The organism is Kribbella sp. VKM Ac-2566, from assembly GCF_004366005.1.
GTDB classification, from domain to species: domain Bacteria; phylum Actinomycetota; class Actinomycetes; order Propionibacteriales; family Kribbellaceae; genus Kribbella; species Kribbella pratensis.
The window spans coordinates 266253-289634 of sequence record NZ_SODT01000012.1; the positions used below are offsets into that span (position 1 = coordinate 266253).

At 69.2% G+C, this 23382-nt stretch carries 24 protein-coding genes; 9 read left to right on the top strand and 15 right to left on the bottom strand.

Annotated elements, in window-relative coordinates:
* Nucleotides 1-2: 2 nt before the first annotated feature.
* Together EV647_RS28295 and EV647_RS28300 are read right to left on the bottom strand one after the other, a co-directional pair.
* On the bottom strand, nucleotides 3-1427 hold the full coding sequence (locus EV647_RS28295; protein WP_134008091.1) for a hypothetical protein: 1425 nt from the start codon (nucleotides 1425-1427) through the stop codon (nucleotides 3-5).
* Nucleotides 1427-1963: a SigE family RNA polymerase sigma factor gene (locus tag EV647_RS28300; protein WP_370344122.1), complete on the bottom strand. Its 537-nt coding sequence runs from the start codon at nucleotides 1961-1963 to the stop codon at nucleotides 1427-1429. The genes EV647_RS28295 and EV647_RS28300 overlap by 1 nt, the downstream gene beginning before the upstream one ends.
* 153 nt (nucleotides 1964-2116) lie before the next feature.
* Between EV647_RS28300 and EV647_RS28305 the strand changes: the two genes are divergently transcribed.
* Complete coding sequence (locus tag EV647_RS28305; protein ID WP_134008093.1) at nucleotides 2117-2863, top strand: D-Ala-D-Ala carboxypeptidase family metallohydrolase; 747 nt, start codon at nucleotides 2117-2119, stop codon at nucleotides 2861-2863.
* 104 nt (nucleotides 2864-2967) lie between these two features.
* On the opposite strand, the gene EV647_RS28310 is transcribed toward EV647_RS28305, so the two are convergent.
* Together EV647_RS28310 and EV647_RS28315 are read right to left on the bottom strand one after the other, a co-directional pair.
* On the bottom strand, nucleotides 2968-4215 hold the full coding sequence (locus EV647_RS28310) for a DUF445 domain-containing protein (RefSeq protein WP_134008095.1): 1248 nt from the start codon (nucleotides 4213-4215) through the stop codon (nucleotides 2968-2970).
* 35 nt (nucleotides 4216-4250) lie between these two features.
* Complete coding sequence (locus EV647_RS28315; RefSeq protein ID WP_238177434.1) at nucleotides 4251-5441, bottom strand: MFS transporter; 1191 nt, start codon at nucleotides 5439-5441, stop codon at nucleotides 4251-4253.
* Nucleotides 5442-5509: 68 nt separating this feature from the next.
* Here EV647_RS28315 and EV647_RS28320 point away from each other — a divergent pair, with 68 nt between their 5' ends.
* From EV647_RS28320 to EV647_RS28325, 3 genes are all read left to right on the top strand, one after another.
* Nucleotides 5510-6661 (top strand): alpha-hydroxy-acid oxidizing protein, encoded by a 1152-nt coding sequence (locus EV647_RS28320; RefSeq protein WP_134008099.1) that lies wholly within the window; start codon nucleotides 5510-5512, stop codon nucleotides 6659-6661.
* Nucleotides 6662-6927: 266 nt separating this feature from the next.
* The gene (locus tag EV647_RS42190; protein ID WP_166680452.1) at nucleotides 6928-7080 is read left to right on the top strand and encodes a hypothetical protein; all 153 of its coding nucleotides are present in this window, start codon (nucleotides 6928-6930) and stop codon (nucleotides 7078-7080) included.
* On the top strand, nucleotides 7047-7724 hold the full coding sequence (locus EV647_RS28325) for an HAD family hydrolase (protein ID WP_238177435.1): 678 nt from the start codon (nucleotides 7047-7049) through the stop codon (nucleotides 7722-7724). Before EV647_RS42190 ends, EV647_RS28325 begins: the two co-directional genes overlap by 34 nt.
* Before the next feature lie 21 nt (nucleotides 7725-7745).
* Here the strand turns inward: EV647_RS28325 and EV647_RS28330 are convergent, their stop codons facing one another.
* The 4 genes from EV647_RS28330 to EV647_RS28345 all read right to left on the bottom strand — a co-directional run bounded on the left by EV647_RS28330 (nucleotide 7746) and on the right by EV647_RS28345 (nucleotide 12257).
* Nucleotides 7746-8123: a DUF805 domain-containing protein gene (locus EV647_RS28330; RefSeq protein WP_134008103.1), complete on the bottom strand. Its 378-nt coding sequence runs from the start codon at nucleotides 8121-8123 to the stop codon at nucleotides 7746-7748.
* 89 nt (nucleotides 8124-8212) lie between these two features.
* Entirely contained in the window at nucleotides 8213-9184 is a 972-nt protein-coding gene (locus EV647_RS28335) for a GlxA family transcriptional regulator (protein ID WP_134008105.1), read from the bottom strand.
* A gap of 20 nt (nucleotides 9185-9204) precedes the next feature.
* Entirely contained in the window at nucleotides 9205-10284 is a 1080-nt protein-coding gene (locus EV647_RS28340; protein ID WP_134008107.1) for a 2-oxoacid:ferredoxin oxidoreductase subunit beta, read from the bottom strand.
* Nucleotides 10281-12257 carry a 2-oxoacid:acceptor oxidoreductase subunit alpha gene (locus EV647_RS28345; RefSeq protein WP_238177436.1) on the bottom strand — a complete coding sequence of 659 codons (1977 nt, stop codon included), beginning with the start codon at nucleotides 12255-12257 and terminating at the stop codon, nucleotides 10281-10283. Before EV647_RS28345 ends, EV647_RS28340 begins: the two co-directional genes overlap by 4 nt.
* 268 nt (nucleotides 12258-12525) lie before the next feature.
* Between EV647_RS28345 and EV647_RS28350 the strand changes: the two genes are divergently transcribed.
* The 5 genes from EV647_RS28350 to EV647_RS28370 all read left to right on the top strand — a co-directional run bounded on the left by EV647_RS28350 (nucleotide 12526) and on the right by EV647_RS28370 (nucleotide 16484).
* Nucleotides 12526-13299 (top strand): hypothetical protein, encoded by a 774-nt coding sequence (locus EV647_RS28350; RefSeq protein WP_134008109.1) that lies wholly within the window; start codon nucleotides 12526-12528, stop codon nucleotides 13297-13299.
* 10 nt (nucleotides 13300-13309) lie between these two features.
* A complete protein-coding gene (locus EV647_RS28355) occupies nucleotides 13310-13666 on the top strand; it encodes an NADH-quinone oxidoreductase subunit A (RefSeq protein ID WP_131286606.1) in 357 nt (118 codons plus the stop codon).
* A 37-nt stretch (nucleotides 13667-13703) separates the two neighbouring features.
* Nucleotides 13704-14720 carry a dipeptidase gene (locus EV647_RS28360; protein WP_134008111.1) on the top strand — a complete coding sequence of 339 codons (1017 nt, stop codon included), beginning with the start codon at nucleotides 13704-13706 and terminating at the stop codon, nucleotides 14718-14720.
* Between the two features lie 4 nt (nucleotides 14721-14724).
* Complete coding sequence (locus tag EV647_RS28365) at nucleotides 14725-16074, top strand: serine hydrolase (protein WP_134008113.1); 1350 nt, start codon at nucleotides 14725-14727, stop codon at nucleotides 16072-16074.
* Between the two features lie 182 nt (nucleotides 16075-16256).
* Nucleotides 16257-16484: a hypothetical protein gene (locus tag EV647_RS28370; RefSeq protein ID WP_134008115.1), complete on the top strand. Its 228-nt coding sequence runs from the start codon at nucleotides 16257-16259 to the stop codon at nucleotides 16482-16484.
* A gap of 4 nt (nucleotides 16485-16488) precedes the next feature.
* Here EV647_RS28370 and EV647_RS43530 read toward each other — a convergent pair whose 3' ends face one another.
* The 7 genes from EV647_RS43530 to EV647_RS28390 form a co-directional block, all read right to left on the bottom strand.
* A complete protein-coding gene (locus EV647_RS43530) occupies nucleotides 16489-19428 on the bottom strand; it encodes a helix-turn-helix transcriptional regulator (protein WP_305016646.1) in 2940 nt (979 codons plus the stop codon).
* Nucleotides 19429-19532: 104 nt separating this feature from the next.
* Nucleotides 19533-19697, bottom strand: coding sequence for a hypothetical protein (locus EV647_RS42195; RefSeq protein WP_166680453.1), 165 nt, complete (start codon nucleotides 19695-19697; stop codon nucleotides 19533-19535).
* Nucleotides 19698-19710: 13 nt separating this feature from the next.
* Nucleotides 19711-19839: a hypothetical protein gene (locus tag EV647_RS43425; RefSeq protein ID WP_255512288.1), complete on the bottom strand. Its 129-nt coding sequence runs from the start codon at nucleotides 19837-19839 to the stop codon at nucleotides 19711-19713.
* 216 nt (nucleotides 19840-20055) lie between these two features.
* Nucleotides 20056-20214, bottom strand: a complete 159-nt coding sequence (locus EV647_RS42200) for a hypothetical protein (RefSeq protein WP_166680050.1) — start codon at nucleotides 20212-20214, stop codon at nucleotides 20056-20058.
* A gap of 471 nt (nucleotides 20215-20685) precedes the next feature.
* The gene (locus tag EV647_RS28380) at nucleotides 20686-21393 is read right to left on the bottom strand and encodes a GntR family transcriptional regulator (RefSeq protein WP_134008117.1); all 708 of its coding nucleotides are present in this window, start codon (nucleotides 21391-21393) and stop codon (nucleotides 20686-20688) included.
* Nucleotides 21393-21908 carry a cysteine hydrolase family protein gene (locus EV647_RS28385; protein ID WP_134008119.1) on the bottom strand — a complete coding sequence of 172 codons (516 nt, stop codon included), beginning with the start codon at nucleotides 21906-21908 and terminating at the stop codon, nucleotides 21393-21395. The genes EV647_RS28380 and EV647_RS28385 overlap by 1 nt, the downstream gene beginning before the upstream one ends.
* Nucleotides 21908-23359: a cytosine permease gene (locus tag EV647_RS28390; RefSeq protein WP_202876343.1), complete on the bottom strand. Its 1452-nt coding sequence runs from the start codon at nucleotides 23357-23359 to the stop codon at nucleotides 21908-21910. The genes EV647_RS28385 and EV647_RS28390 overlap by 1 nt, the downstream gene beginning before the upstream one ends.
* Nucleotides 23360-23382 lie beyond the last annotated feature (23 nt).

The following is a 23382-nucleotide window of genomic DNA, read 5'->3' on the forward strand; positions in this document are numbered from 1 at the left end:
TTCTAGTCCGGTAGGTAGATCGCCAGGATCAGTGTTCCCTTGGTGGGTTTGCCCTCGGCGATCGTCAGGGTGGCGCGCTCGGACGGGGCCGCGCCGTGTGCGTCCCAGCCGATGCCCATGCCGCCGCCGTCCGGCGCGACGCCGAGGCCGGTCTCGGTCTTGCCAATCGTGAGACTGGCCCGGAACTCGCCGGTGCCGAGCATCGAGCCTCCATAGGCGACGACGTACGGCTGATCCGCCGGGGTGTCAGCTACGAGACGCCGGTCCGGGCCAGGAGCGGTCTTCACCTGCGCGAGCCGGTACCGATAGCCCGCCACCTCCGTCTGTTCCGGGAGTTCCATCCCGTCGATGACCCGCTGCGGTCCCTGGAAGTAGATGCCCAGACCCAGCCGGACGTCCGGCGGCAACCCGACCAGGTTCGGGCTGGTCGGCAGGACCTTCGCGACCACATCGACGCGTTGCCCAGCCGGTGCCGGCGAGGCGATCGTGAAGCCGCCGCCTTTCCCGGCGTCCGTCGAGCTCGCGTCGCAGGTCGCCGTGAACGGCTGCCTGGGGCCGATACGCATCTCCACGGTGTACGGCGGGTTGCGGTCGCCGCCGGACCCCGCGTTCGCCGTACAGAACGGGCGCAGCGACAGCTTGGCCCCCGTTGAGGTGAAGCTGAACCGCACCTCGAGGCGTCCCGGATCGGCGACCTTCGCGGCGGCCAAGGTATCGCCACCGATCGTCCTCCGGTAGACCACGCCGTCCTTTTGGTACGCGCCCGCGTCGACCGGCGCGTACCGTGCCGGTGCGCCGTTGCTGCTCGGCGGGTTGGGCGAGGTGGAGTAGATGCCGAACCAGATCCGGCCGCTCTCGCCGGCCGGCTTGCCGGACTCGAGATCGATCAGCTCGGCGGAGACCTGGGCCGGCCTGCCGACCGGGGAGCCCAGCCAAAAGGCCGAGTCAGGCGCAAGTGTGACGCCGCTGTCGATCGCCCACGAGTCCGGGCCGCTGTCGCAGCTCGCGTCGCCGACGTACCAGCCGTTGATGCGGAAGCGGATCGCGGACATGCCGACGGCGGCCTCGCAGTCGGCGTGGACGGTGATCGAGTTCGTGGTCGGGGTCCACGCGAACGTCAGACTGCTCTGGCCGCGGTCGCCGATCCATGCCTTGAGCAACTTGTCGTTGCCGACCGTTCCGGGGACCGTGAGGCCGTCCCGGGTGTAGTCCTCGGGTGGGTTGTCGGCCGGTGGCGTCGGGCGCATGGTGGGGACGAGGGTGGCCGCGACGGCCGCGAGTACGGCGACCACGCCGAGCGCGGTGAAGGTGCGGCGCTGCTTGGTGCGGCGGATCTTCTGCTGCACACCGGGCAGCAGGTCGCCCGAGTGCTGGTCGGCGGAGGCGGCGCGGGTGGCGAGCTCGTCGCGCAGGTCTTGGAGGTTCATCACGGGGTCTCCAGATCTGCTGGGGTGGCAAGGGAAGGGTCGAGGCGGAGCTTGGCGAGAGCCTTGGCGGTCTGGCTCTTGACGGTGCCGACGGAGCTGCCCATCAGCCGGGCGGTCTCGACCTCGCTGAGGTCTTCGTAGAAGCGCAGTACGACGACCGCGCGTTGCCGGCGGGGGAGGCGGCCGATGGCGTCCCAGAGGTCGAGTCCGTCCTCACCGTCCGCGGTCGGGGCCTCGGGCAGTTCCTCGGTCGGGATCTCGCCGTTCCAGCGGCGGCGCCACCATGAGGAGTACGTCGTGACGAGGGTTCGCCGGACGTACGGCTCCGGGTTGTCCTCACGGATCCGGGACCAGTGGAACCACGCCTTCGCCAGCGCGGTCTGGACCAGGTCCTCGGCCAGCGCGTGGTCGCGGGTCAGCAGGTAGGCGGTCCGCAGCAGGGCCCGCGAGCGCGCGGCGACGAACGTGTCGAACGTGTTCGTGCCGTCGTGCACCGCGGTCACCCCCGTCGCCAAGACTCCGTCGTCGATGCTCACATCCTGCTGGACCGGCTGGCCGTTGCGGAAAGTTGCCTGCCGTGTCGGAAAGTCGGCTGCGTGTCGGAAATTTCCCGCGAGCGCTGGCCAAGAGGCGGAAAATGACGGAATGCTGTTCCGGGACAGATTCCTTCACCGCCCCGGAGGTGTCCGATGTCCATCACTCGACCGTTGCCGCGGCTGTTCGCCGTACTCCTGCTGTTCGTGGCGACCCTCACTGCTTCACAAGTCGTGGCCACGACCGTTGCCCACGCGGACGGCTGCTACACATGGGGCCGCCAGCTCAGCGAAGGCATGTCCGGCGCGGACGTGCGGCAGTTGCAGATCCGGGTCTCCGGCTATCCCGGATACGGCGCGCACCTGGCGATCGACGGCGAGTTCGGCCCGGCCACGAAGGCCGCGGTGCAGCGATTCCAGGCGGCCTACGGGCTGACGCAGGACGGAGTCGCCGGTTCGGCCACGTTCAGCAAGATCTATGCGCTGCAGGACGACGACTGCACGCCGATCCACTTCACGTACGCCGAGCTCGACGACGGCTGTGGCGGATCGGGGTACGACGGCGGTCCGCTGTCCGAGGCGGCGACCAAGGCAAACGCGCTCGAGACGATGTGGCACCTGGAGGCGATGCGGCACGCGCTCGGTGACCAGCCGCTCAACATCACCAGCGGTTTCCGCAGCTACTCCTGCAACAGCCAGGTCGGCGGCGCCAGCAACAGCCAGCACCTCTACGGCCGGTCCGCGGACCTGGTCGGCAGTCCCTCGCTCTGCACTCTCGCCAAGCAAGCTCGCTACCACGGCTTCGGCGGCATCTTCGGCCCCGGCTACCCGGACCACAACGACCACACCCACGTAGACATCCGCACCAGCAACTCCTGGAGCGCCCCGAACTGCGGCATCTAGTCCAGCGGACGATCCCCGAAGTCGGTCAGCGGCGGTAGCCCAAGCGCTACCGCCGCACCCCAACCGATCCCAACCAACCCGAACCCCTCCACCGCCGGCCGGGTTCACAGCAGCTGGCTCACGGTGTGGATGGTGAGGCCGACGAGGGCTCCGACGACGGTGCCGTTGATGCGGATGAACTGGAGGTCGCGGCCGACGTGGAGTTCGATGCGGGCGGCAGCTTCGCGGCCGTCCCAGCGTTCGATGGTGTCGGAGATGACCGAGACGATCTCTTGGCCGTACGTGCGGACGACGTACCCGACGGCCTCGGCCGCGCGGCTGTCGACCTTCGCGCGCAGCGCCTCGTCGTCCTGGAGCCGTAGCCCCAGCTCCTGCAGAGCCCGGATCCCGCGCGCCCGGAGCGTGCTGTGCGGGTCGTTGATCGAGTCGATCAGGGCGGTGCGCATCGCGTCCCAGACTGCGGTCAGGCTCGAGCCCATGTCCGGATGTGTCAGCATCCGCGCCTTCCACGCCTCGAACCGCGCCATCATGTCCGGGTCGTGCTGCAGGTCGTCCGCCAGCTGCCCGAGCAGCCGGTCGATCGCCCGCCGCGCCGGATGCGACTGGTTGTCCCGTACGTCGGCCAGCCACGCCAGCGCCTCGCGGTGGATCCGGTCGATCACCATCCGGTCCACCCACTGCGGTGACCACCGCGGCGCCCGCGGCCCGACGACATCCGCCAGCAGGTCGCGGTTGTCGGCCAGCCAGTCGTGCGCTTCGACCAGCAGGAGATCCAGCAGCGCGTGGTGGGCACCGTCCTCGACCACCGACTCCACGAAGTGCCCGGCGATCGGGCTCAACGGCTCCTTCACGAACCGCGGCAGCAACGACCCGCTCACGAACGCGGTCACGTCGTCGTCGCCGAGTTTCGGCAGTGCCGCTCCGACCGTGCGCGCGCCTTCGGCCACGATCCGCTCGGCGTGGTTGCCGGCGGCAAGCCACTCACCTGCCCGCCGGCTCACCTCCGCGGTCCGCATCTTCTCGCCGACGACCTCCTCGGAGAGGAAGTTCTCGGTGACGAACTGCTCCAGGCTCTCGGCGAGACTGTCCTTCCGGGTCGGCACGATCGCGGTGTGCGGGATCGGCAGCCCGAGCGGTCGCCGGAACAGCGCCGTCACCGCGAACCAGTCCGCCAACGCACCCACCATCGCCGCTTCGGCCGCCGCGTTCACATACGCCCAGCCGCCGCTGCGGTGCAGCGTCACCACGTAGATCACCGCGGCCAGCACCAGCAGCGCCAACGCCACCGACCGCATCCGCCGCAGTCCACGCCGCCGTACCAGATCGGCCGCGCCCAACGTCAAGGTCGCCATACACCGATCTAACCAAGTCGGCGGTGACGAACCACTCAGGCAAGTACCTGAGTGGCCCCGCGTCGTTCCATGAGACCGGAGATCGCGGCCAGGATCAGCCCGGCGACGGCGAGGGCGGCCCCGAGGCGGCTCGGCCATTCGTAGCCGTAGCCCGCGGCCAGTACGACGCCGCCGAGCCAGGCGCCGAGCGCGTTGGCGATGTTGAGCGTGGAGTGGTTCAGGGACGCGGCCAGCGACTGCCCTTCATGCGCGACGTCCATCAGGCGGGTCTGGAGCGCCGGCACCAGGATGCTCGCGGAGCAGCCCATCGCGAACACACCGACCAACGCGCCAGGCCGGGTCTGCGCGAGCCAGCCGAACGTTCCCAGTACGACGGCGACCGCGACCAGTCCGCCGTACACGCTGCCCATCAGCCACCGGTCGGCGAGGCGTCCACCGAGGACGGTGCCGGCGGTCATGCCCACGCCGTACACGCCCAGGACGATCGTCACGGCGGACTCGGAGAAACCGGCCAGTTCCGTCATCGTCGGGGTGATGTACGAGTACGTCGCGAACATCCCGCCGAACCCGACCATCCCGACCAGCAGCGCCATCCACACCTGCGGCCGGGCCAGCGCGCTGAGCTCGCTGCGCACGTTGACGTCGCTCCCGACCGGCTGGGGCGGCACCCAGAACCAGACCGCGACCAGCGTCAGCAGACCCAGTACGCCGACCGCGAGGAACGGCACCTGCCACCCGAGTTGCTGGCCTAGCAGCGTCGTCACCGGGACGCCGATGATGTTCGCGATCGGGAGACCGACCATCGTCATCGACACCGCGCGGGCGCGCCGGCTCGGCGGCACCAGCGACGCGCCGACCACCGCGCCGATCCCGAAGAACGCACCGTGTGGCAGGCCGGACAGGAACCGCGCGGCCAGCAGGAACTCGTAGCTCGAGGAAATCGCCGACAGGACGTTGCCGACCACGAAGACCGCCGTCAGCCCGAGCAGCAGCCGTTTGCGCCCGGTCCGCGCGCCGAGCGCCGCGATCACCGGAGCGCCGACCACGACGCCCAGCGCGTACGCCGAGATCACGTGGCCGGCCGTCGGGATCGAGATGTGCACGCCGTCCGCGATCTGCGGCAGCAGCCCCATCGTGACGAACTCGGTGGTCCCGATCGCGAACCCACCCGTCGCCAATGCGAACAACGCGAGGTTCACATGCCGTGCGGTTGTGTCAGGAGTCACTGAACTTGTCACGCCTGATTGTCGCAGATCCCATGGTGGCGACCGGTGCGGTCGTGGGAGCATCCCGCATGGCCAACTTCGGGGACTTCCAGTTGCAGATCTACCTGCAGGGGATGCTGCAGGGGGTGACGCCGGAGATCACGACCGACCTGGCGCGGCTGGAGTCGCAGGCGGCCGGGAAGCTGCCGGCCGAGGCGATGGGGTACATCGTGCCGAGCGCGGGCAGCGGCGCGACCGCGCGGGCCAACCAGGCGGCGTTCGAGCGCTGGCGCCTGGTGCCGCGGATGCTGCGCGGCAGCACCGAACGTGATCTGTCCTGCACGGTCCTCGGTACGGCGATGCCGGCGCCGGTCCTGGTCGCGCCGATCGGCGTACAGACCCTCGCGCACCCGGACGGTGAGCTGGCGACCGCACGCGCCGCGAACACCCTCGGCCTGACCTACACGCACTCGACCCAGGCCAGCCACGCGATCGAGCAGATCGAGGCGACCAGCAAGTGGTTCCAGCTGTACTACCCGACCGACCGCGACGTCTGCCTGAGCTTTTTGCAGCGCGCGAAGGCCGCGGGGTACGCCGTACTCGTCGTCACCCTGGACACCGGGACGATCGGCTGGCGGCCGGCCGACCTGGATCGCGGGTTCCTGCCGTTCCTGAAGGGGGAGGGGCTGGCGAACTACTTCAGCGACCCGGCGTTCCGGGCCAAGCTGGCCAAGCCGATCGAGGAGGACCCCGGTGCGGCGGTGATGCACTGGGCGCAGATGTTCCCGAACGTCGGCCTGTCCTGGGACGACCTGTCGTTCCTGCGCGACAACTGGGACGGCCCGATCGTCCTCAAGGGCATCACCCACGTCGAGGACGCCAAGCTTGCGGCCGAGCACGGCGTGGACGGCCTCGTCGTCTCGAACCACGGCGGCCGCCAGGTCGACGGCGCGATCGCCTCGCTGGACGCACTCCCGGCGATCGCGGACGCGGTCGGCGAACAGCTCACGATCCTCTTCGACTCCGGCGTCCGCACCGGCGCGGACGCGGCCAAAGCACTCGCCCTCGGCGCGAAGGCGATCCTCCTGGGCCGCCCGTTGCTCTACGGCCTGGCCCTGGCCGGCCAAGCCGGCGTAGAACACGTCCTCCGCTGCTTCCTCGCCGAACTGGACCTAACCCTCGCCCTCTCCGGCCACGCCAACCACAGAGAACTAAACCGCGACTCGGTAGTCCGCGCGTAACGCAACTCTGGAGCTGCTGACCGCACTCCAAAGCTGCAGGTCGACAGTACGTATATGTCTACTACCCGCCACTGCGCACCGGGTGGCAGACCGAATCGCCCGACAGTGGACGTATACGTACTGTCGACCTGCACAGAATCCGCTGCCCAGATCACCCCTTGGCTTCGCATCCAACACAAGAGCCGTAATAGCCTGTCCACAGACTCTCCGCCTCCTGTTCACAGTCCGGCTCAGGCTCGCGGACTTGGGCGGACGGAGGAGGACGGGTGGCTGAGAAGGACCACGACGCCAACAGGTGCGACGAGATCGCCGACGTTTTGCGTCGGCGTACTGATGAGGGTTGGAACTCCGACCGCGAGTTGATCGACCAGAACCTGGCCGATCCATGGGAGCCAAGCAACAACGGCGCTGGTCTGTGAAGGCGATCATCTTCGACCTCGACAACACCTTGTTCGATCACACGGGGTGTGCTGTGGCGGGGCTTCGGAGTTGGGTGGCGGGGCTTGGGATTGTGCCGACGGATGAGTTGATCGCTGAGTGGTTCGTGATCGAGGAGGATCAGTTCAATCGGTTCCTGGCGGGGGAGCTCACGCATCAGGGGCAGCGGCGCGGGCGGTTGCGGGCGTTCCTTCCGGTGCTCGGTCTGCCGGTGCCGGCGAGCGAGGCCGAGCTGGACGAGGTGTTCACGGGGTATCTCACGCAGTACACGAACAACTGGATCGCCTACCCGGACGCGCGGCCCGCACTGGAAGTTGCTCGGGGCAACGGATGGCGGATCGGCGTGCTCACCAACGGCAGCACCCGGCAGCAGAACGCGAAGCTGCAGAAGATCGGGCTGGCCGATTTGATCGACGTCGTCTGCACCTCGGAATCGCTCGGTTTCAGCAAGCCCGATCCGCGGGCCTATCACCGGGTCTGCGAAGCGCTGGGCGTCGAGCCGTCCGATGCGCTGATGATCGGCGACAACCTCGAGCTGGACGTGGTGGCCGCACGAGCGGCCGGCCTGACCGCGCTCCATCTCGACCGGCCCGCCGGTATGAGCCTGCTCGATCTGCTGCGCTGAGATTGCGCTCCTCGGCGTCACTCACGACAGACCGCCCTTCGGATCCGCACCGTATCGGTTCGAGGCGGCGGTGCCGGGCTGGACGGCGAAGACGAGGTAGACGATCGTCCCGACCACCGGTACGAAGTGGATCAACCACCACCAGCCGGTGCGGTTCGTGTCGTGCAGCCGGCGTACCGACACTGCGATCGTCGGCAGCAAGGTGCCGAGCCACCAGAGCGTCTGCAGAATGCCGAAGGTGCCACGCCTGCCGTAGGTCAGTCCGAGGACGACGTCGAGCAGCCGCAGGAGGCCCGCCCCGATGATCACCGTGACGAGGACGAAGTACCAGTACTCCTTGCGTCGGGCGCGGCCGTTGAACACGGCGTACTTCCTGAGTGCAGTGATGAACCACGTCATGGCCCGATCGTGCGGAACTCCGCCTGCGGTGGACCCGGTGCTCGGCAATCGCGTCCGGATCTCTGCGGCACCCTGCCGGAATCCTGGTGTCAGGCCGGCGTCCGGCGGTACTTCGACGCGCGGTACTTCGACGGCGGTACGCCGTACCGGTCGAGGAACGCCTGACGCAGTGACTCGGTGGAGCCGAAGCCGCACTGCCGCGCGACGGCACCGAGAGGAAGGTCGGTGGACAAGGCCAATTGGGCCGCGGCCTCGGTCCGGACGTCTCTGACGTACTGCGCCGGCGTGCGCTCGACGTGGGTCAGGAAGAGCCGTCCGAGGTGACGTTCGCTGACGCCCGCGAACCGTGCGAGTGCGGGAGTGGTCAGATCGCTGTCCAGGTGGCTGACGACGTGGTCGCGAATCCGCCGTACCAGCAGATCACCGCTCACCCGGGTCGACACGAACATGCTCATCTGCGATTGCCCGCCCGGGCGCTGGAGATAGGCCACCGTACCCATCGCCACACCCCGGGCCAGCGTTTCGCCGTGATCCTCCTCGATGAACGAGAGCGTGAGATCCAGCGCGCTCGTCACACCGCCGGACGTCGCGATCTCGCCGTCCCGGATGTAGATCGGATCCGCGTCGACCTGGACGTCGGGGTAGCGCGCGGCGAGCGTGTCGGCGTACATCCAATGGGTGGTGACCCGTCGGCCGGTCAGCAAGCCGGCCTGCGCGAGCACGGTCGCGCCGGTGCAGGCCGACGACACCCGCCGGGCCAGCGCGGCCAGCCGTCGTACGTGGCCGACCAGCACGGGATCGGCCGCGGCACGTTCGTGGCCGAGGCCGCCGGAAACGACCAGCGTGTCCATGGGCTCGTTGAACTGCTCGAGCGCCTCGTCGGCCTCGACCCGCAAGCCCGAGTCACACCGGACGGTGCGCCGGCCCGGGGTGGCCAGCACCACGCGGTACGGCGGCGCCGCGCCGATGCGGTTCGCGATGTCGAGACACGACGTCACACACGCGATGTCGAGCAGTTCGGCGCCGTCATATCCGACCAGCAGGACCAGACGTTCGACCATCCCGTCACGGTAGACAGGCGTCAGTTGACCGTCCAGGTGTCCGCGCCGGTGACCAGGGCCTGCAGGTCGCCGGTGCCCTGGGTTTCCTGGGCGGTGGTGATCTGCTGACGGACCAGGTCGTCGTACGCCGGACGCTCGACGGACCGGAAGACGCCGATCGGGGCCTGATGCAGGACACCGCCGTCGGTCAGCCGCGACAGGGCGAACGCGTACGCCGGGTCGTCGGTGTGGGCGTCGTGGACGACCAGGTCCGACTCGCCGCCGGGCAGGTCGGCGACCTCGCGGACGGCCAGCGACGCGAAGCCGTCGCGCACCACGCCGAGATGCCCGTCGGTGCCGAACCGGATCGGCTCGCCGTGCACCAGCGGGATGATCGCGTCGTCCCGGGTCGCCGGGTCCTTGAACGCCTCGAACGCGTTGTCGTTGAAGATCGGGCAGTTCTGGTAGATCTCCACGAACGCCGTACCGCGGTGCTCGGCCGCGGCCCGCAGGACCGAGGTGAGGTGCTTGCGGTCGGAGTCGACGGTGCGCGCCACGAACGTCGCCTCCGCGCCGAGCGCCAGCGAGACCGGGTTGAACGGGTTGTCCACCGATCCCATCGGCGTCGACTTCGTCACCTTGCCCGGCTCCGACGTCGGCGAGTACTGGCCCTTGGTGAGGCCGTAGATCCGATTGTTGAACAGCAGGATCTTCATGTTCACGTTCCGCCGCAGCGTGTGGATCAGGTGGTTGCCGCCGATCGACAGCGCGTCGCCGTCACCGGTCACCACCCACACGCTCAGGTCCGGCCGGGCCGTCGCGAGCCCGGTCGCGATCGCCGGCGCGCGGCCGTGGATCGAGTGCATGCCGTACGTCGACAGGTAGTACGGGAAACGGGACGAGCAGCCGATCCCGGACACCATCGCCACGTTCTCGCGCTTGATCCCGAGCTCGGGCAGGAAGCCCTGGAAGGCCGCGAGTACGGCGTAGTCGCCGCAGCCGGGGCACCAGCGGACCTCCTGGTCCGACACGTACTCCTTGCGGTTCTGCGGCTCGGTCGCGGCCGGGACGCCTTGCAGTCCGTTCGGCAGGCTCGGCATACCGAGCTCTACGGCGCTCATCGTGCACCCTCCGTCTTGAGATGACCGTTCTGGTCGGCCAGTGCCTCGCCGTGCTTGACGGCGGCCGCGGCCGCCCCCAGGTGGCGGGCGTCGTCGTCGATGCCCTCGGTCTCCTCGACCAGGTTGCCGATCACTTCGGCCAGCTCCGCGGCGCCGAGCGGCATACCGCGGACCTGCGCGTACGAGACGACGTCGACCAGGTACTTGGCGCGCAGCAGCATCGCCAGCTGGCCGAGGTTCATCTCCGGCACGAGGACCTTGTCGTACGACTTCAGCACGTCGCCGAGGTTGGACGGGAACGGGTTCAGGTGCCGCAGATGGGCTTGTGCGATCTTGCCGCCGACCTTGCGGACCCGGCGGACAGCGGCCCCGATCGGGCCGTACGTCGAACCCCACCCGAGCACCAGGACCTTCGCCGCACCGTCCGGGTCGTCGACCTGCACCGGCGGGACGGTGATCCCGTCCACCTTCGCCTGGCGGGTGCGGATCATCAGATCGTGGTTGGCCGGGTCGTAGGAGATGTTCCCGGTCTTGTCCTCCTTCTCCAGACCGCCGATGCGGTGGTCCAGGCCCGCCGTACCGGGAATCGCCCAGGCTCGGGCGAGTGTCTCCGGGTCGCGCAGGTAGGGGAGGTACTTCGGGGCGCCCTTGTCGTCGGTCGCGTTCGGCTCGACGGTGAAGTCCGGGTCGATCGTCGGCAGCTCGTCGATGACCGGGATCCGCCACGGCTCGGAACCGTTCGCCAGGTAGCCGTCGGACAGCACGATCACCGGCGTGCGGTAGGTGATCGCGATCCGGGCCGCCTCGACCGCGATCGCGAAGCAGTCCGCGGGGGACTGGGCGGCGAGCACCGGTAGCGGCGCCTCGCCGTTGCGGCCGAACATCACCTGCAGCAGGTCGGCCTGCTCGGTCTTCGTCGGCATACCGGTCGACGGGCCGGCGCGCTGGATGTCACAGACGACCAGCGGCAGCTCGAGCATCACGCCGAGGCCGATCGTCTCGGACTTCAGGCTGATCCCGGGACCGGACGACGTGGTCACGCCGAGCGCGCCGCCGAACGACGCGCCCAGGGCGGCGCCGACACCGGCGATCTCGTCCTCGGCCTGGATCGTGGTCACGTTGAACCGCTTGAGCTTGGACAGCTCGTGCAGGACGTCGGAGGCCGGGGTGATCGGGTACGCACCGAGGACCAGCGGCAACCCGGCCCGCTGGGCGCCCGCCACCAGGCCGTACGCCAGCGCCAGGTTGCCGGAGATGTTCCGGTAGGTGCCGGTGGCCATGTGGGCCGGCTTCACCTCGTACCGGACCGAGAACTCCTCGGCGGTCTCACCGAAGTTGTAGCCCGCGCGGAAGGCCGCGATGTTCGCGTCCCGGATGTCGGGCTTCGCCGCGAACTTGGTCTGCAGGAAGGTGATGGTCGACTCGACCGGCCGCTGGAACAGCCAGGACACCAGGCCGAGCGCGTACATGTTCTTCGCCCGGGACGCGTCCTTGCGGGACAGGCCGAACTCCTTGACCGACTCCACCGTCATGCCGGTCAGGTTCAGCGGTACGACGTGGTAGCCGTCGAGCTCGCCGGTCTCCAGTGGGTTCTCGTCGTACCCGATCCGCTTGAGGTTGCGCGCGGTGAAGTCCGCGGTGTCGACGATCAGGGTCGCGCCCCGCGGCACGTCCTTGAGGTTCGCCTTCAGCGCCGCCGGGTTCATGGCGATCAGCACGTCGGGCGCATCACCCGGCGTGAGGATGTCGTGGTCGGCGAAGTGGAGCTGGAACGACGACACTCCCGGCAGGGTTCCGGCTGGTGCCCGGATCTCCGCTGGGAAGTTGGGCAACGTCGACAGGTCGTTGCCGAACGATGCCGTTTCCGCTGTGAACCTGTCCCCCGTGAGTTGCATCCCGTCGCCGGAGTCGCCGGCGAAGCGGATCACCACGCGGTCGAGCTGCTTGACCTCGATGGTCACTGTTCTGTTCATCTCCAAGTGGAAGCTTGGGTCGGCTTGCCACCGTGTGAGCGACAGGTCGATCCCCCCGTCCAGGGCGATAACCCCAATATTAGTTCGCCCTTAGAACGGAATCATGCGGAAGCCCCGGTGGTCCACAGCCTGGGACGCGGTGTTAAAAGGTGGTCGGGTCAGGTAGTGGCGAAACCGGCGCGTGTCACCGTGTGCAAGCGCTCGCTTGCGATCCGGAGTGAGAACCGGCAGGGTGGCGTCATCCAGCTGTGAATTCAGGGAGTGCCGCATGCGCCGTGTGCTGATCGGACTGCTGACGTTGCTGATGCTGGGGTGCGCTGCGCCGTCGTCGGTGGCGGCATCTGGGGCGGCGTCTGGGTCGGCTTCGGTGCGGACCGCGAAGATCTACAGCATCCGTACGACGGACGCGACCAAGGGCGTGATCACGGTCGTCGGAACGCTCTCGCCGGCCCCTGCCGCGGGCACCAGGATCCCGTTGCACCAATGGATCCCGTCGCTGAAGCGCTGGCAGGAAGTTGCGCACGGCTACTCGTCGGGCAGCAGCGTGACGATCACCACCGTGCAGCCCGGGTCGATCCGGACGTACCGGATCGCGGTCGGCCCGCAGGCGCCGTACTCCGCGGCGATCTCGCCGATGATCAGCTTCAAGCACTACGTGTGGCGGGGGATGTTCAAGAAGGGGCTGCTGGCCGCGGGCGGGGCGGGTCAGCCGCAGTTCACCGTCGTACCGCCGAAGGAGGGGCCGCGGCGATCCGAGGCGGACCTGCTGGCGAACCAGGGCGGGTACGTCTGGGGTGACGTCGACTCGACCGGCTGCCGGTACTCGCGGAACTGGCTCGGCAACCTCACCGACGGGCTGGCCCGGGTGTCGCTGCACAACGGGACGCAGGCGCTGACCTCGGTCCGGATGCAGCAGGAGACCGAGACCTGGCTGAACTACGACATCACCGGCGTCACCCGCTTACGCCTCCAGGTCGCCGACGTCCGCTCCGGCTACGGCCCGTACGTCTCGATCGACTCCCTGCTGCTCTGCACGAACTAGACTCCTGCCTGTGTCGGACAGCTATGGCGTCATCGCCGCGGTGGTCGCGCTCGGCCTCGTCGGGCTGCTCGGCGCGTTCGCGCTGAACAAGGCACTGACGGTCACGTATCCGACCGAGGGCAAGCTCAAGACCTACGAGTCGGGCGTCGACCCGGTCGGCGAGGGCTGGGCCCAGGTCCACATCCGGTACTACCTGTTCGCGTACCTCTACGTGATCTTCGCCGTGGACGCGATCTACCTGTTCCCGTGGGCGACGATCTTCGCGACCCTCGGCGTCGCGACCCTGATCGAGATGTTCGTCTTCCTGGCCTTCGTCGCAGTGGGCCTCTTGTACGCGTACCGCAAGGGCGTCCTGCGCTGGACCTGAGGGGCTGGACCTGACCACTGACTTCGAGGGGGAACGGATGGACCTGCACCGCGACGCGGTGGTGGCGGATGCACACAACGACCTGCTGATGGTGGTGACGCGGCGGCCGAAGGAGGTCTGGTCCACGTACTTCCGGGAGCGGTGGATCCCGCAGTTGCGGGACGGCGGCATCGACGTGCAGGTCCTGCCGGTGTTCATCGACTCGGAGTTCCTGCCCGAAGGCGCGCTGCGTGAGACGCTTCGGATGATCGAGGCCGCGCACCGGATCGCCGACGCGAACGCCGACGAGGTCGCGCTGTGTACGGCGCCCGGCGACATCGAGACCGCGACCGCGGCGGGCAAGATCGCGCTGGTGCTGGCGCTCGAAGGCTGCCCGCAGATCGACACCGACCTCGAGCTCCTGCAGACCCTCCAGCGACTCGGCGTCCGGATGGTCTCGTTCACGCACTTCGGGCGCAGCGCCCTCGGTGACGGATCCGGTGAGGACGCGACCGGCAGCCGGCTGACGCACGCCGGCGTCGAGGCGGTACGGCTCCTCGAGGAGCTCGGCGTACTGATCGACGTCTCGCACGTCGGCCGTGCGGGCACCGAACACATCCTCGAACTCGCCACAAGGCCCGTCGTCGCCTCGCACTCCAGCGCGTTCGCCCTGCGTGAGCACCACCGCAACCTGACCGATGACCAGCTCCGTGCGATCGCCGCGACCGGCGGCGTGATCTGCGTGAACTTCTTCGCCGGCTTCCTGACCACCGCCGAGAAGCCGACCGTCGACCACCTGGCCGACCACGTCCTGCACATCCTCGACGTCGCCGGCGAGGACCACGTCGGGCTCGGCAGTGACTTCGTCGCGGAGGTCTTCAGCGAGAAGGTCCCGGCCTGCGACCGGCCGGTGGTCATCCAGGGCCTGGACGCCGAGCTGTACGTCCCCGGCCTCGAAGGCCCGGCCGGGATGCCCCTGGTCACCGACGCACTGCTGGCCCGGGGACTGCCCGAAGCAACCATCCGGAAGGTCCTCGGGCAGAACCTGGTCCGGGTTCTCTCATCGAAGGAGTGACGACGTGCAGAGCTGGCTGGACGGCAACCTCGCGGACCTGATCACGAAGCACGGCGTACCGGCCGCCTCGGTCGCCGTCCTGGCCGACGGCGAGGTGAGTACGGCGGCCGCGGGCATCCTCAACCTCGACACGGGGGTCGAGGCGACGGTCGACTCGGTGTTCCAGATCGGGTCGATCACGAAGCTCTGGACGACCACGCTGATCCTGCAGCTGGTCGCCGACGGCAAGGTCGATCTCGACCGGCCGGTGCGGGACTACCTGCCCGAGTTCAAGCTCGCCGACGAGGAGGCCGCCGCGGTGATCACACCGCGGCAGTTGCTCACCCACACCAGCGGGTTCTCCGGCGACGCCTTCACCCCGACCTCGCGTGGTGACGACGCGGTCGAGTTGTTCGTCCGGGACGTGTTGCCCGGGCTGGCGCAGGAGGTGCCACCGGGCGCCGGGTTCTCGTACAACAACTCCGGCTTCGTCGTTCTCGGGCGGATCGCCGAGGTCCTGTTCGGGAAGCCGTTCCACCAGCTGATCCGGGAGCGCATCGCCGTACCGCTGGGGCTGGAGCACGTCGCGACGATCGCGGACGAGGCTCTCCTGTACCGCGCGGCGCTCGGGCATGTGGCGCCGAAGCCGGGTGCTCCGTTGCAGACCGCGCCGGTGTGGAGTCTGGTGCATGCGATGGCCCCGGCCGGGTCGTTGCTGGCGATGAGCGCTCGGGACCTGCTCACGTTCGGTCGGTCCTATCTGGACGCGACGTTGTTCGACCGGGCCACGATCGAAGGGTTGTGGGAGCCGCAGGTCGACGTACCGGCGACCGGTGGGTTCGCGGAGCGCTGGGGAGTCGGCTGGATGATCTTCGACGTCGAGGGCGGGCCGCTGTACGGCCACGACGGCGGGACCGTCGGCCAGTCGGCGTTCTTCCGGCTGGTGCCGGAGAAGGGCGTCGCGGTCGTGCTCCTCACCAACGGCGGCAGCACTGGACCCTTGTACGACGAACTGGTCGGCCACATCCTCCGCGAGACCGCCGGGGTCGAGCTGCCGGCCCGGCCGGTGCCGCCGACAGAGCCGGTCGACATCGCGCCGGAGCTGGTCACCGGTCGGTACACCGGCGTACTGGCGCAGGCCACGATCAGCGTCCAGGACGGGGAGTTCTGGGTGCTCGACGAGGCGGTCAGCGACGAGGCGCGGCTGCTGTACCCGGAGCCGCACCGGACCAGGTTCGTCGCCCTCGACGACACCCGGTTGATCGCGGCCGAGCCGGAGCACGGGACGCACGAGGTGCTCGCCTTCCGCGAGGCGGTCGACGGCCGCGCGACGTACCTGTTCCGCGGTGGCCGACTCACACCGCGTAGTTACTGAGAGTAGCTACACTTCGCCGCTCCGGAGTTGTTGCCCGATCACCGTATGTGTTTGCAATGGGCAACAAAACGTGAGCTTTTCAGCGCCGGAATGACGGAATGCTTACAACTGGTCGCCAAGCGCCGATATCAGGACTATGGTGATTACTCGGGGACACGGGGCGAATACGTGGTGGTGAGGCTATGGCGTGGCAACTGTGGGTATTGATTGCCCTCACTGCGGCCGGGATCGTGCTGCTGGCCGCAGCGCGGATGCGGCACGCCCGCAAGGTCTTCGACGACATCACCGAGCTCGACCGCCCCACGGCTACGCCGCCCGCCGAACCGATGCCTGCGCGTGACGACCTGGCCCGCGCCCGGGCCCGGCATCTCGACACCGAATCCGGCGACCGGCACCGCAAGCACGGCTAGCGGCCTAATCTCCGTCGAGCAGTCCGTCGCGTCGGGCTACCGCGGCTGCCTCCGTGCGGGAGCGGACGCCGAGCTTCGCGAGGATGTTCGACACATGCACGCTGACGGTCTTCTCGCTGATGTACAGCTCGCGCGCCAACTGCCGGTTGGTCCGTCCCTCCGCCAGCAAGCGCAGTACTTCGGTCTCCCGAGACGTCAGCGCACTGGCGCCACCGGTGTCGACGCCGCCCGCGTCCTCCAGGAGCGGCCGCGCGTTCAACTCCCGTCCGACCTCGGCCGCCAGCGCCGTCTGCTCGTTCGCCTCGGCGACCCGCCCCGCTGCGCGTAGCGCGGCCGACAACCGGACCCGCGACCACGCCTGCTCGAAGACGTACCCGTACCCGAAGGCGTCCGTGGTCCGCGTCCAGGAGGCGACATGTTCCTCCGGCGTCGGCGCGTCGATCCCGGTCAGCCAGCGCAGCCGGTCCCACTCCGACTCCACCCGCGCCAGCCAGGCGAGCCCTTCGACACCCATCAACCGGCCCGGCGGCAGCCCTTTCTCCGCGGTCGCCTGTCCGGTCGCGAGGAGCTCGGCGCCGCGGGCGACCAGGTCGGCGGCAGCGGACGGTTCGCCGGCTGCCCGGTGGCACAACACCTGCAGGCCGAGCGCGGAGAACCGGATCCGGGCGAGATGCCACTCCGTCTGGAACACGTCGGTGAGCAGCGTGTGGACGTCGACGATCAGCTTCTCGGCCTCAGCCGGCTTGTCGAGCCGCAGGTATGCCTCCACGGCCGGCTGCAGCCCGATGATCGGCAGCATCACGTCGAGGTCCCACCACTTCCGGGACAGCTCGTACTCCTCCGCGACCGCGGTGTCGCCCCGTCCGCTGCGGACCGAGAACTCCACCGCCCGCAACGCCGCCGCGGCCGCCGCCGGCGTCATCGCGTCCGTCCGGGCGGTCGCCGCCGCCTCGTCCCACTCGCCGAGCATGAACTGGGTCAGCGCCAGCATCCGGCGTGCGTCGAACCCGTACGCCGCCCATTGCCGCCCGAGTTCCGCGGCCCGTTTCATCGCGAACGACAGCGCGGCCTTCGCGTTCAGCAGGTCGCCCTGCTCGTAGTGCGTCGACCCGAGCAGGAAACGGCTGCGCACCTCGGCGGCCGAATCACCGGTGAGCTGCGCCCGTACGGCGGCCTCCTCGAGCTGCTTCGCGGCGGTCTCCGGATCGCCGGCCCGGCGACGCAGCTGGGCCAGCGTGATCCCGGCGTCGCTGGCCGCGGACTCCTGACCGGCCTCGCGGGCGATCTCGAGCGCCTTGTGCGCCCAGCGCTCCGCCTCCATCGGCCGGCCGAGCGCGTCGGACACGCGGGCGTAGAGCGACGCGACCTGCGCCTTGAACACGCTGGCCGGCTCGTCCTGGACCAGCTTGAGCGCCTGCGAGATCGCTTCGCTCGCCTCCTTGTCCTGGTCGATGACCAGCGCGATGTCCGCCAGCGGCAGCAGGAGCTCCGCCCGCTGCAGCTTCGGCGCGTCGGGCGGCAGGTCGGCCAGCGCCTTCCGGAGCAGCTTGACGGCACGCAGGTGCTGGGAGGACAGGGTGGCCGCCATCGCCGTGTCGACGATCAGCCAGGTCTTGTCGACCTTGCTCGTCGGCGCTGCGTTCGGGAACAGCTCGAGGGCCATCTCGTAGTGCTTCAGCGCCTCCTGCGGCGCGGCGACCGAGAGCGCTTCCTGACCGGCCCGGACCCGAGCCTCGAACGCGGTGGCCAGGTCATGGGACCGGGTGGCGTGCCCGGCCAGCTCGGCCGCGGTGCCGGCAACGGTCTGGCTCTGCAGCTCCTGCACGTACGCCGCATGCTGGCGAACGCGCTCGCCCGGCAGCAGATCGTCGTACACGGCCTCGGCCAGGAGAGCGTGGCGGAAGTAGTACCGATCGCTGGTCGGTACGTCGATGATGTGGGCGTCGATCAGCTCGCGCAGGGCGTCGTCGAGCTCACGATCCGGCAGCTTGGCGACCGCAGTGAGCAGGTTGTGCGGAACGCGGCGGCCGGCGACCGCGATCACGCGAGCGACCTGGCGGGCCTCGTCGGACAGCGGGTCGAGGCGGACCAGCAGCAGGTCGGCGAGGTCGGGCGGCACGGCGTCGCCGTCACCCATCGAGGCCGCGGCGGCGAGCTCCTCGGTGAAGAACGCGTTGCCGCCGGCCCGCTCGAGGATGCGGCGCTCCTCGGCCGGGGACAGCGGGTCGGTGAGCAGCAGGTGCAGGAGGGTGCGGGCCTCGTCTGCGTCGTGGGGGAGCAGATTCACGCGACGTACCCGGGGGTTGCGGGACCACTCGGCGATCGGGCGGCGCAGCGGGTGCCGGCGGTGCAGGTCGTCGCTGCGGTACGACACCACGAGGGCCAGGCGCTGCGAGGTCAGCCGGGTGATCAGGAAACCGATCAGGTCCCGGGTCGAGTCGTCAGCCCAGTGGGCGTCCTCGATGATCACCAGTTGCGGCTCGCTGGTGGCCAGCGCGGTGAACGCGCCGAGGACGGCGTCGAACAGGGCAGCCCGGTCGAGTTGGCCCTCCTGCGGCACCGGCTGCGCGCTCAGCAGGCGGTGCGCCGGGAGCAGCCGGCCGATCGCCGGGAAGTTGGTCAGCACGCCCTCGACGAGGTCGGGGCGGTCGCCGGCCAGCCGGCCGAAGATCTCCGAGAACGGCTGGTACGGCAGGCCGGCGTCGCCGAAGTCGGTGCAGTGCCCGACCAGGACGCCGAACCCGCGCTCGTGCGCGCCGGTCGCCACCTCGTCCAGTAACCGGGTCTTGCCGACGCCGGCGTCACCGGACAGCAGCACGGCGCCGGCCCGACGCGTCCTGGCGTCGTCCACGGCGCTGAGCAGACTGGCCATCTCGGATGAGCGGCCGACGAGAGGTGTCGAGTTCCAGGGCACGTCGTCCATCTTCGCCCCTGGTGCCGACACAAATCGACGGTATCCCGTCCGCCGGCTGCTCCCGGCCTTTCTCCCAGGCGCAGAAACGCCGTCCCTGATCGTGAGTTCTCGATCGGGGACGGCGGTTTCGGCGGTCATGCGGCCGGGCGGGGTCGAAGGGCGTGGCGTGGCTCGGACTGTGCGGCCCGCTCCGCGCGCTTGCGGCGGTTCGCGACCCGGAAGTCACGCTTGGCGCGCTCCAGCCGGTAGGCCGATTCCGCCTTCATGGCTTCCGGGGTCAGTGGCATGTTGATCATCATGGTTTCCCTCCCTTCAGGCTTTCCGGCCGAACAGGTGGCTGATGGTCCGGCGGCTCCGGGTGTTCCGGGTCTGCCGGAAGTCACGGCTGAGGCGCTCCCTGCGGTAGTCGACCTCTGCCTTGACCGATGCGTTGGTGAACATGTGTTCCTCCGGTTGTCTGCGCCGGCTGCTTGCCGACAGGTGCAAATCTGCTCGTCTGAGGAGGACCGGCACATCGGAAGTCCTCCCTATCCCCGCGGGTGGGCGGTACCTAGGTGCTCTGAGGGGGTCCTAGGGGGCCCGAAAAGACGGTGGCGCGGCCGGCTCCGAAGAGCCGGCCGCGCCTTGGGGGAGGGGGCTGGGGCGGTGATCGTGCGGTCACATCGCGGGACGGGCCCGAAGTTCGGGCGCGCAGGGCTGGGGCGGCTGCGGCGCACGCTTGGGCAGGAACCACAGCGGACGCTGGTAGTCCCGCCGGATCCGGTCCTGCCGGTACTTGATCTCTGCCCGCACCGCGTCAGTCGAGTAAACGAACATGATGTCCTCCGAGCTCCTGTCGATGAGTAGACAGTGCTCGTCTGAGGCAGCCCCCCACATCAGCACAACTCCCTATGCCCGAGGCAACAACCTCCTTAGTGGACCGAATCAGCACCTCGACAGGACGTCTCACCCCACCCGACCACCCGCCCCGCTCAGCACCACGACCGCAGCCCCCTCCATCCCCAACACCTCCTGTCGACCTGCCGACGCACTTTGCCCGCAGCCCACCTCCCGCCCCGCCCACCTCCGCCACCGCCGCGCGGCGGCTGGTTCGCCGAGTCGTGGGAAATGGCTGGTGTCGCCGACCTTGATCCACGACTCGAGGATTGCGGTGTCAGCCGATCGCCACGACTCGGTGGGAGCATGCGCGGAGGGGTGCAGCAGCTCGGCGGTGGGGCCTCTGCGCGGGACCACGGGACCGTCCGCCGAAGGCGCAAGAGGACTGTCGCCGCCGCTAGGCGGTGTCGTTTAGCTGCGGTAGGTCAGGCTCAGTTCGTAGTGGGTGGGGTCGAGGAGTTCGTCGGCGTGTTCGGCGAACGTGTCGGTGGCGGTCCAGCTGGTTCGGGTGGTGTGCAGGAACCAGGTGCCGTCCGGGCGGGCCAGGTGGCCGGCCTCGACGGGGGTGAGGGGACGGCCGCGAAGACGTTGCTCGCAGTGGTCGAGGTACAGGCCGGCGCGGTTCAGCGTGACGCTGATCGACCCGTTGTCCAGCCCGCGTTCGGGCAGGTCCCGCAGCGACTCGATCGCCGGAACCCGGCTGCGCTCGAGCGAGATCGCCGTACCGTCCGTGAGCTGCCGGACGCGTTCGATGACGACCACCTCAGGCGACGTCAGCCCGAGCCGATCAGCGAGCGCGGGATCCTCCTCCAGTTCGATCCGGACCGTCCGCATCCGGGTCTCCACGCCTTGCTCGGACAACGCGTGCGTCCACCCGAGCCGCCCGTCCAGCGGCCGCCCGTCGAACAGCACGTACGACCCCTTGCCGGTGTGCGTCGCGATCAGCTTGTCCTCGGCGAGTACGGCGAGCGCGGCGCGGACGGTGTTCCGGCTGACCGAGAACCGCTTCGCCAGCTCCACCTCACCGGGCAGTTGCGTGCCCCGCCGTACGACACCGGACTTGATCTCCCGCGCGAGCACCCGCGCGATCCGCTCGTGTTTCAGGGAGATCCGGCGCATCACCGCAACTGCTCCACGCTCACGATCTCCAGCATCGGGGCGTACAGCCGCATCACGTCGATCGCCTTGCCGTGGTTCTCCGCGGTCGACCCGGCGCACGCCTCCTCGACGACCTGGACCTGTACGCCGGCGTCCACCGCGGCAAGCGCCGTACTGATCACGCAGCAGTCGGTCGACACCCCGGCCAGCACCAGCCGCCCGTCGGCCCGCGCCGCCAGTTCGGGGCCCCAGGCACCGAACGTGGTCTTGTCGAGAGTTGGAGCACCCTTGAACTCGTCGACCAGCTGATAGTCCTGCGAGTCCGGCGGCTGCAACGCGAACGGAAACTGCTCGTAGTAGCCGACCCACGCACCGTCAGGCTGCTCCGGCGCGACGAACCGCGTGAACACCACGTCCGGCGCGAACAGCTTGATCAGCTCGCGAGTCGGCTCGACGACCCGCTGGAAATCCGATGCCGCCCACCCGGACGCCGGGTCCGCGAAGATCCGCTGCAGGTCGATGAGGGCCAGCACCATCAGGCCTCCTGACGCCGTACGGCGGACCGCCCGCCGAACCACTGCACGACGAAACCGAGCACCAGTGCGACCAGTACGCCGAGGTTCGCGTAGGCCCACGTGCCTTCCTTGCCGCCGAGACCGAACGCCCCGAGCAGGTACCCCTGCCACGTCAGCCACGACGCCAGCGAGTTCGTGACGAGACCCCACCCGATGCCGGTGGCAACGACCATCGTCACCACCGGCAGCCACCGCACGTCGCCGTACCGTCCCGTAGGCCGGTAGAGGTCGTCCTCCGCGTAGTCGCGCCGCCGGGACGCGATGTCGGCGAGCATGATCCCGCACCACGCCGCGATCGGTACGCCGAGCGTGATCAGGAACCCTTGGAACTGCCCGAGGAACTCGCCGCCGTAGAACACCACGTACACGGTCCCCGCGATCATCACCACACCGTCGATGAACGCCGCGACGTACCGCTTCACCGGCAACCCGAGCGAGAGCAACGCGAGCCCGGACGAGTAGATGTCCAGTACGGCGCCGCCCACCAGCCCGAGCACCGCCACGATCACGAACGGCACCAGGAACCACGTCGGCAACGCCTCGGCGAGCGCCCCGATCGGGTCCGCGCCGATCGCTTTCGACAGATCCTCCGACGACCCCGCCAGCAGCAGACCGAACACCAGCAGTACGACGGGAGCCAGCGAACCGCCGAACGTGGTCCAGCCGACCACGCCGCCGCTCGACGCCCGGCGCGGGAGGTACCGCGAGTAGTCGGCGGCCGCGTTCACCCAGCCGAGCCCGAAGCCTGTCATCAGGAAGACCAGCGCGCCGATCACCGCCTGCGCGGACCCGCTCGGCAGCGCGGAGACGGTGCTCCAGTGGATCTGATCGGCGACCAGGACGATGTAGACGACCGTGAGTACGCCGGTGACGATCGTGATGACTGTCTGCGCCCGCATGATCAGGTCGAACCCGAGTACTCCGCAGGCGACTGTCAGCAGACCGACCACGAGCAGCGCGATCACCTTGGTCAGCGTGCCGCCGCCCCAGCCGAGCCGCTCGAACACGGTCGCGGTCGCCAGCGTCGCGAGGATCGTCAGCACGGTCTCCCAGCCGACGGTCAGCAGCCAGGAAACCAGTGACGGAATCTTGTTTCCGCGGACACCGAACGCGGCCCGGCTGAGCACCATGGTCGGCGCCGAACCACGTTTTCCGGCGAGGGCGATCAGCCCGCAGAGCAGGAACGAGAACACCACCCCGAGCAGCCCGGCGATCACCGCCTGCCAGAACGAGATCCCGAACCCGAGCGCGAACGCGCCGTAGCTCAGCCCGAGCACGGACACGTTGGCGCCGAACCACGGCCAGAACAGCTGGTTCGGGCGGCCCTTCCGTTCCGCGTCCGCGATCACGTTCAGCCCGTTGCTCTCCACCGCGAGCGCACGGGTCTGCTGCACCTCGACCTGGTCGGTCATATCGGCTCCTCGAAGAACCTGTT

Excerpts from the sequence above, each read along its gene's own strand:
- EV647_RS28295 (WP_134008091.1), bottom strand. The coding sequence starts at position 1,427 with ATGAACCTCCAAGACCTGCGCGACGAGCTCGCCACCCGCGCCGCCTCC.
- EV647_RS28305 (WP_134008093.1), top strand. The coding sequence starts at position 2,117 with ATGTCCATCACTCGACCGTTGCCGCGGCTGTTCGCCGTACTCCTGCTG.
- EV647_RS28310 (WP_134008095.1), bottom strand. The coding sequence starts at position 4,215 with ATGGCGACCTTGACGTTGGGCGCGGCCGATCTGGTACGGCGGCGTGGA.
- EV647_RS28320 (WP_134008099.1), top strand. The coding sequence starts at position 5,510 with ATGGCCAACTTCGGGGACTTCCAGTTGCAGATCTACCTGCAGGGGATG.
- EV647_RS28325 (WP_238177435.1), top strand. The coding sequence starts at position 7,047 with ATGGGAGCCAAGCAACAACGGCGCTGGTCTGTGAAGGCGATCATCTTC.
- EV647_RS28330 (WP_134008103.1), bottom strand. The coding sequence starts at position 8,123 with ATGACGTGGTTCATCACTGCACTCAGGAAGTACGCCGTGTTCAACGGC.
- EV647_RS28335 (WP_134008105.1), bottom strand. The coding sequence starts at position 9,184 with ATGGTCGAACGTCTGGTCCTGCTGGTCGGATATGACGGCGCCGAACTG.
- EV647_RS28340 (WP_134008107.1), bottom strand. The coding sequence starts at position 10,284 with ATGAGCGCCGTAGAGCTCGGTATGCCGAGCCTGCCGAACGGACTGCAA.
- EV647_RS28345 (WP_238177436.1), bottom strand. The coding sequence starts at position 12,257 with ATGAACAGAACAGTGACCATCGAGGTCAAGCAGCTCGACCGCGTGGTG.
- EV647_RS28350 (WP_134008109.1), top strand. The coding sequence starts at position 12,526 with ATGCGCCGTGTGCTGATCGGACTGCTGACGTTGCTGATGCTGGGGTGC.
- EV647_RS28360 (WP_134008111.1), top strand. The coding sequence starts at position 13,704 with ATGGACCTGCACCGCGACGCGGTGGTGGCGGATGCACACAACGACCTG.
- EV647_RS28370 (WP_134008115.1), top strand. The coding sequence starts at position 16,257 with ATGGCGTGGCAACTGTGGGTATTGATTGCCCTCACTGCGGCCGGGATC.
- EV647_RS42195 (WP_166680453.1), bottom strand. The coding sequence starts at position 19,697 with ATGATGATCAACATGCCACTGACCCCGGAAGCCATGAAGGCGGAATCG.
- EV647_RS43425 (WP_255512288.1), bottom strand. The coding sequence starts at position 19,839 with ATGTTCACCAACGCATCGGTCAAGGCAGAGGTCGACTACCGCAGGGAG.
- EV647_RS42200 (WP_166680050.1), bottom strand. The coding sequence starts at position 20,214 with ATGTTCGTTTACTCGACTGACGCGGTGCGGGCAGAGATCAAGTACCGG.
- EV647_RS28380 (WP_134008117.1), bottom strand. The coding sequence starts at position 21,393 with ATGCGCCGGATCTCCCTGAAACACGAGCGGATCGCGCGGGTGCTCGCG.
- EV647_RS28385 (WP_134008119.1), bottom strand. The coding sequence starts at position 21,908 with ATGGTGCTGGCCCTCATCGACCTGCAGCGGATCTTCGCGGACCCGGCG.
- EV647_RS28390 (WP_202876343.1), bottom strand. The coding sequence starts at position 23,359 with ATGACCGACCAGGTCGAGGTGCAGCAGACCCGTGCGCTCGCGGTGGAG.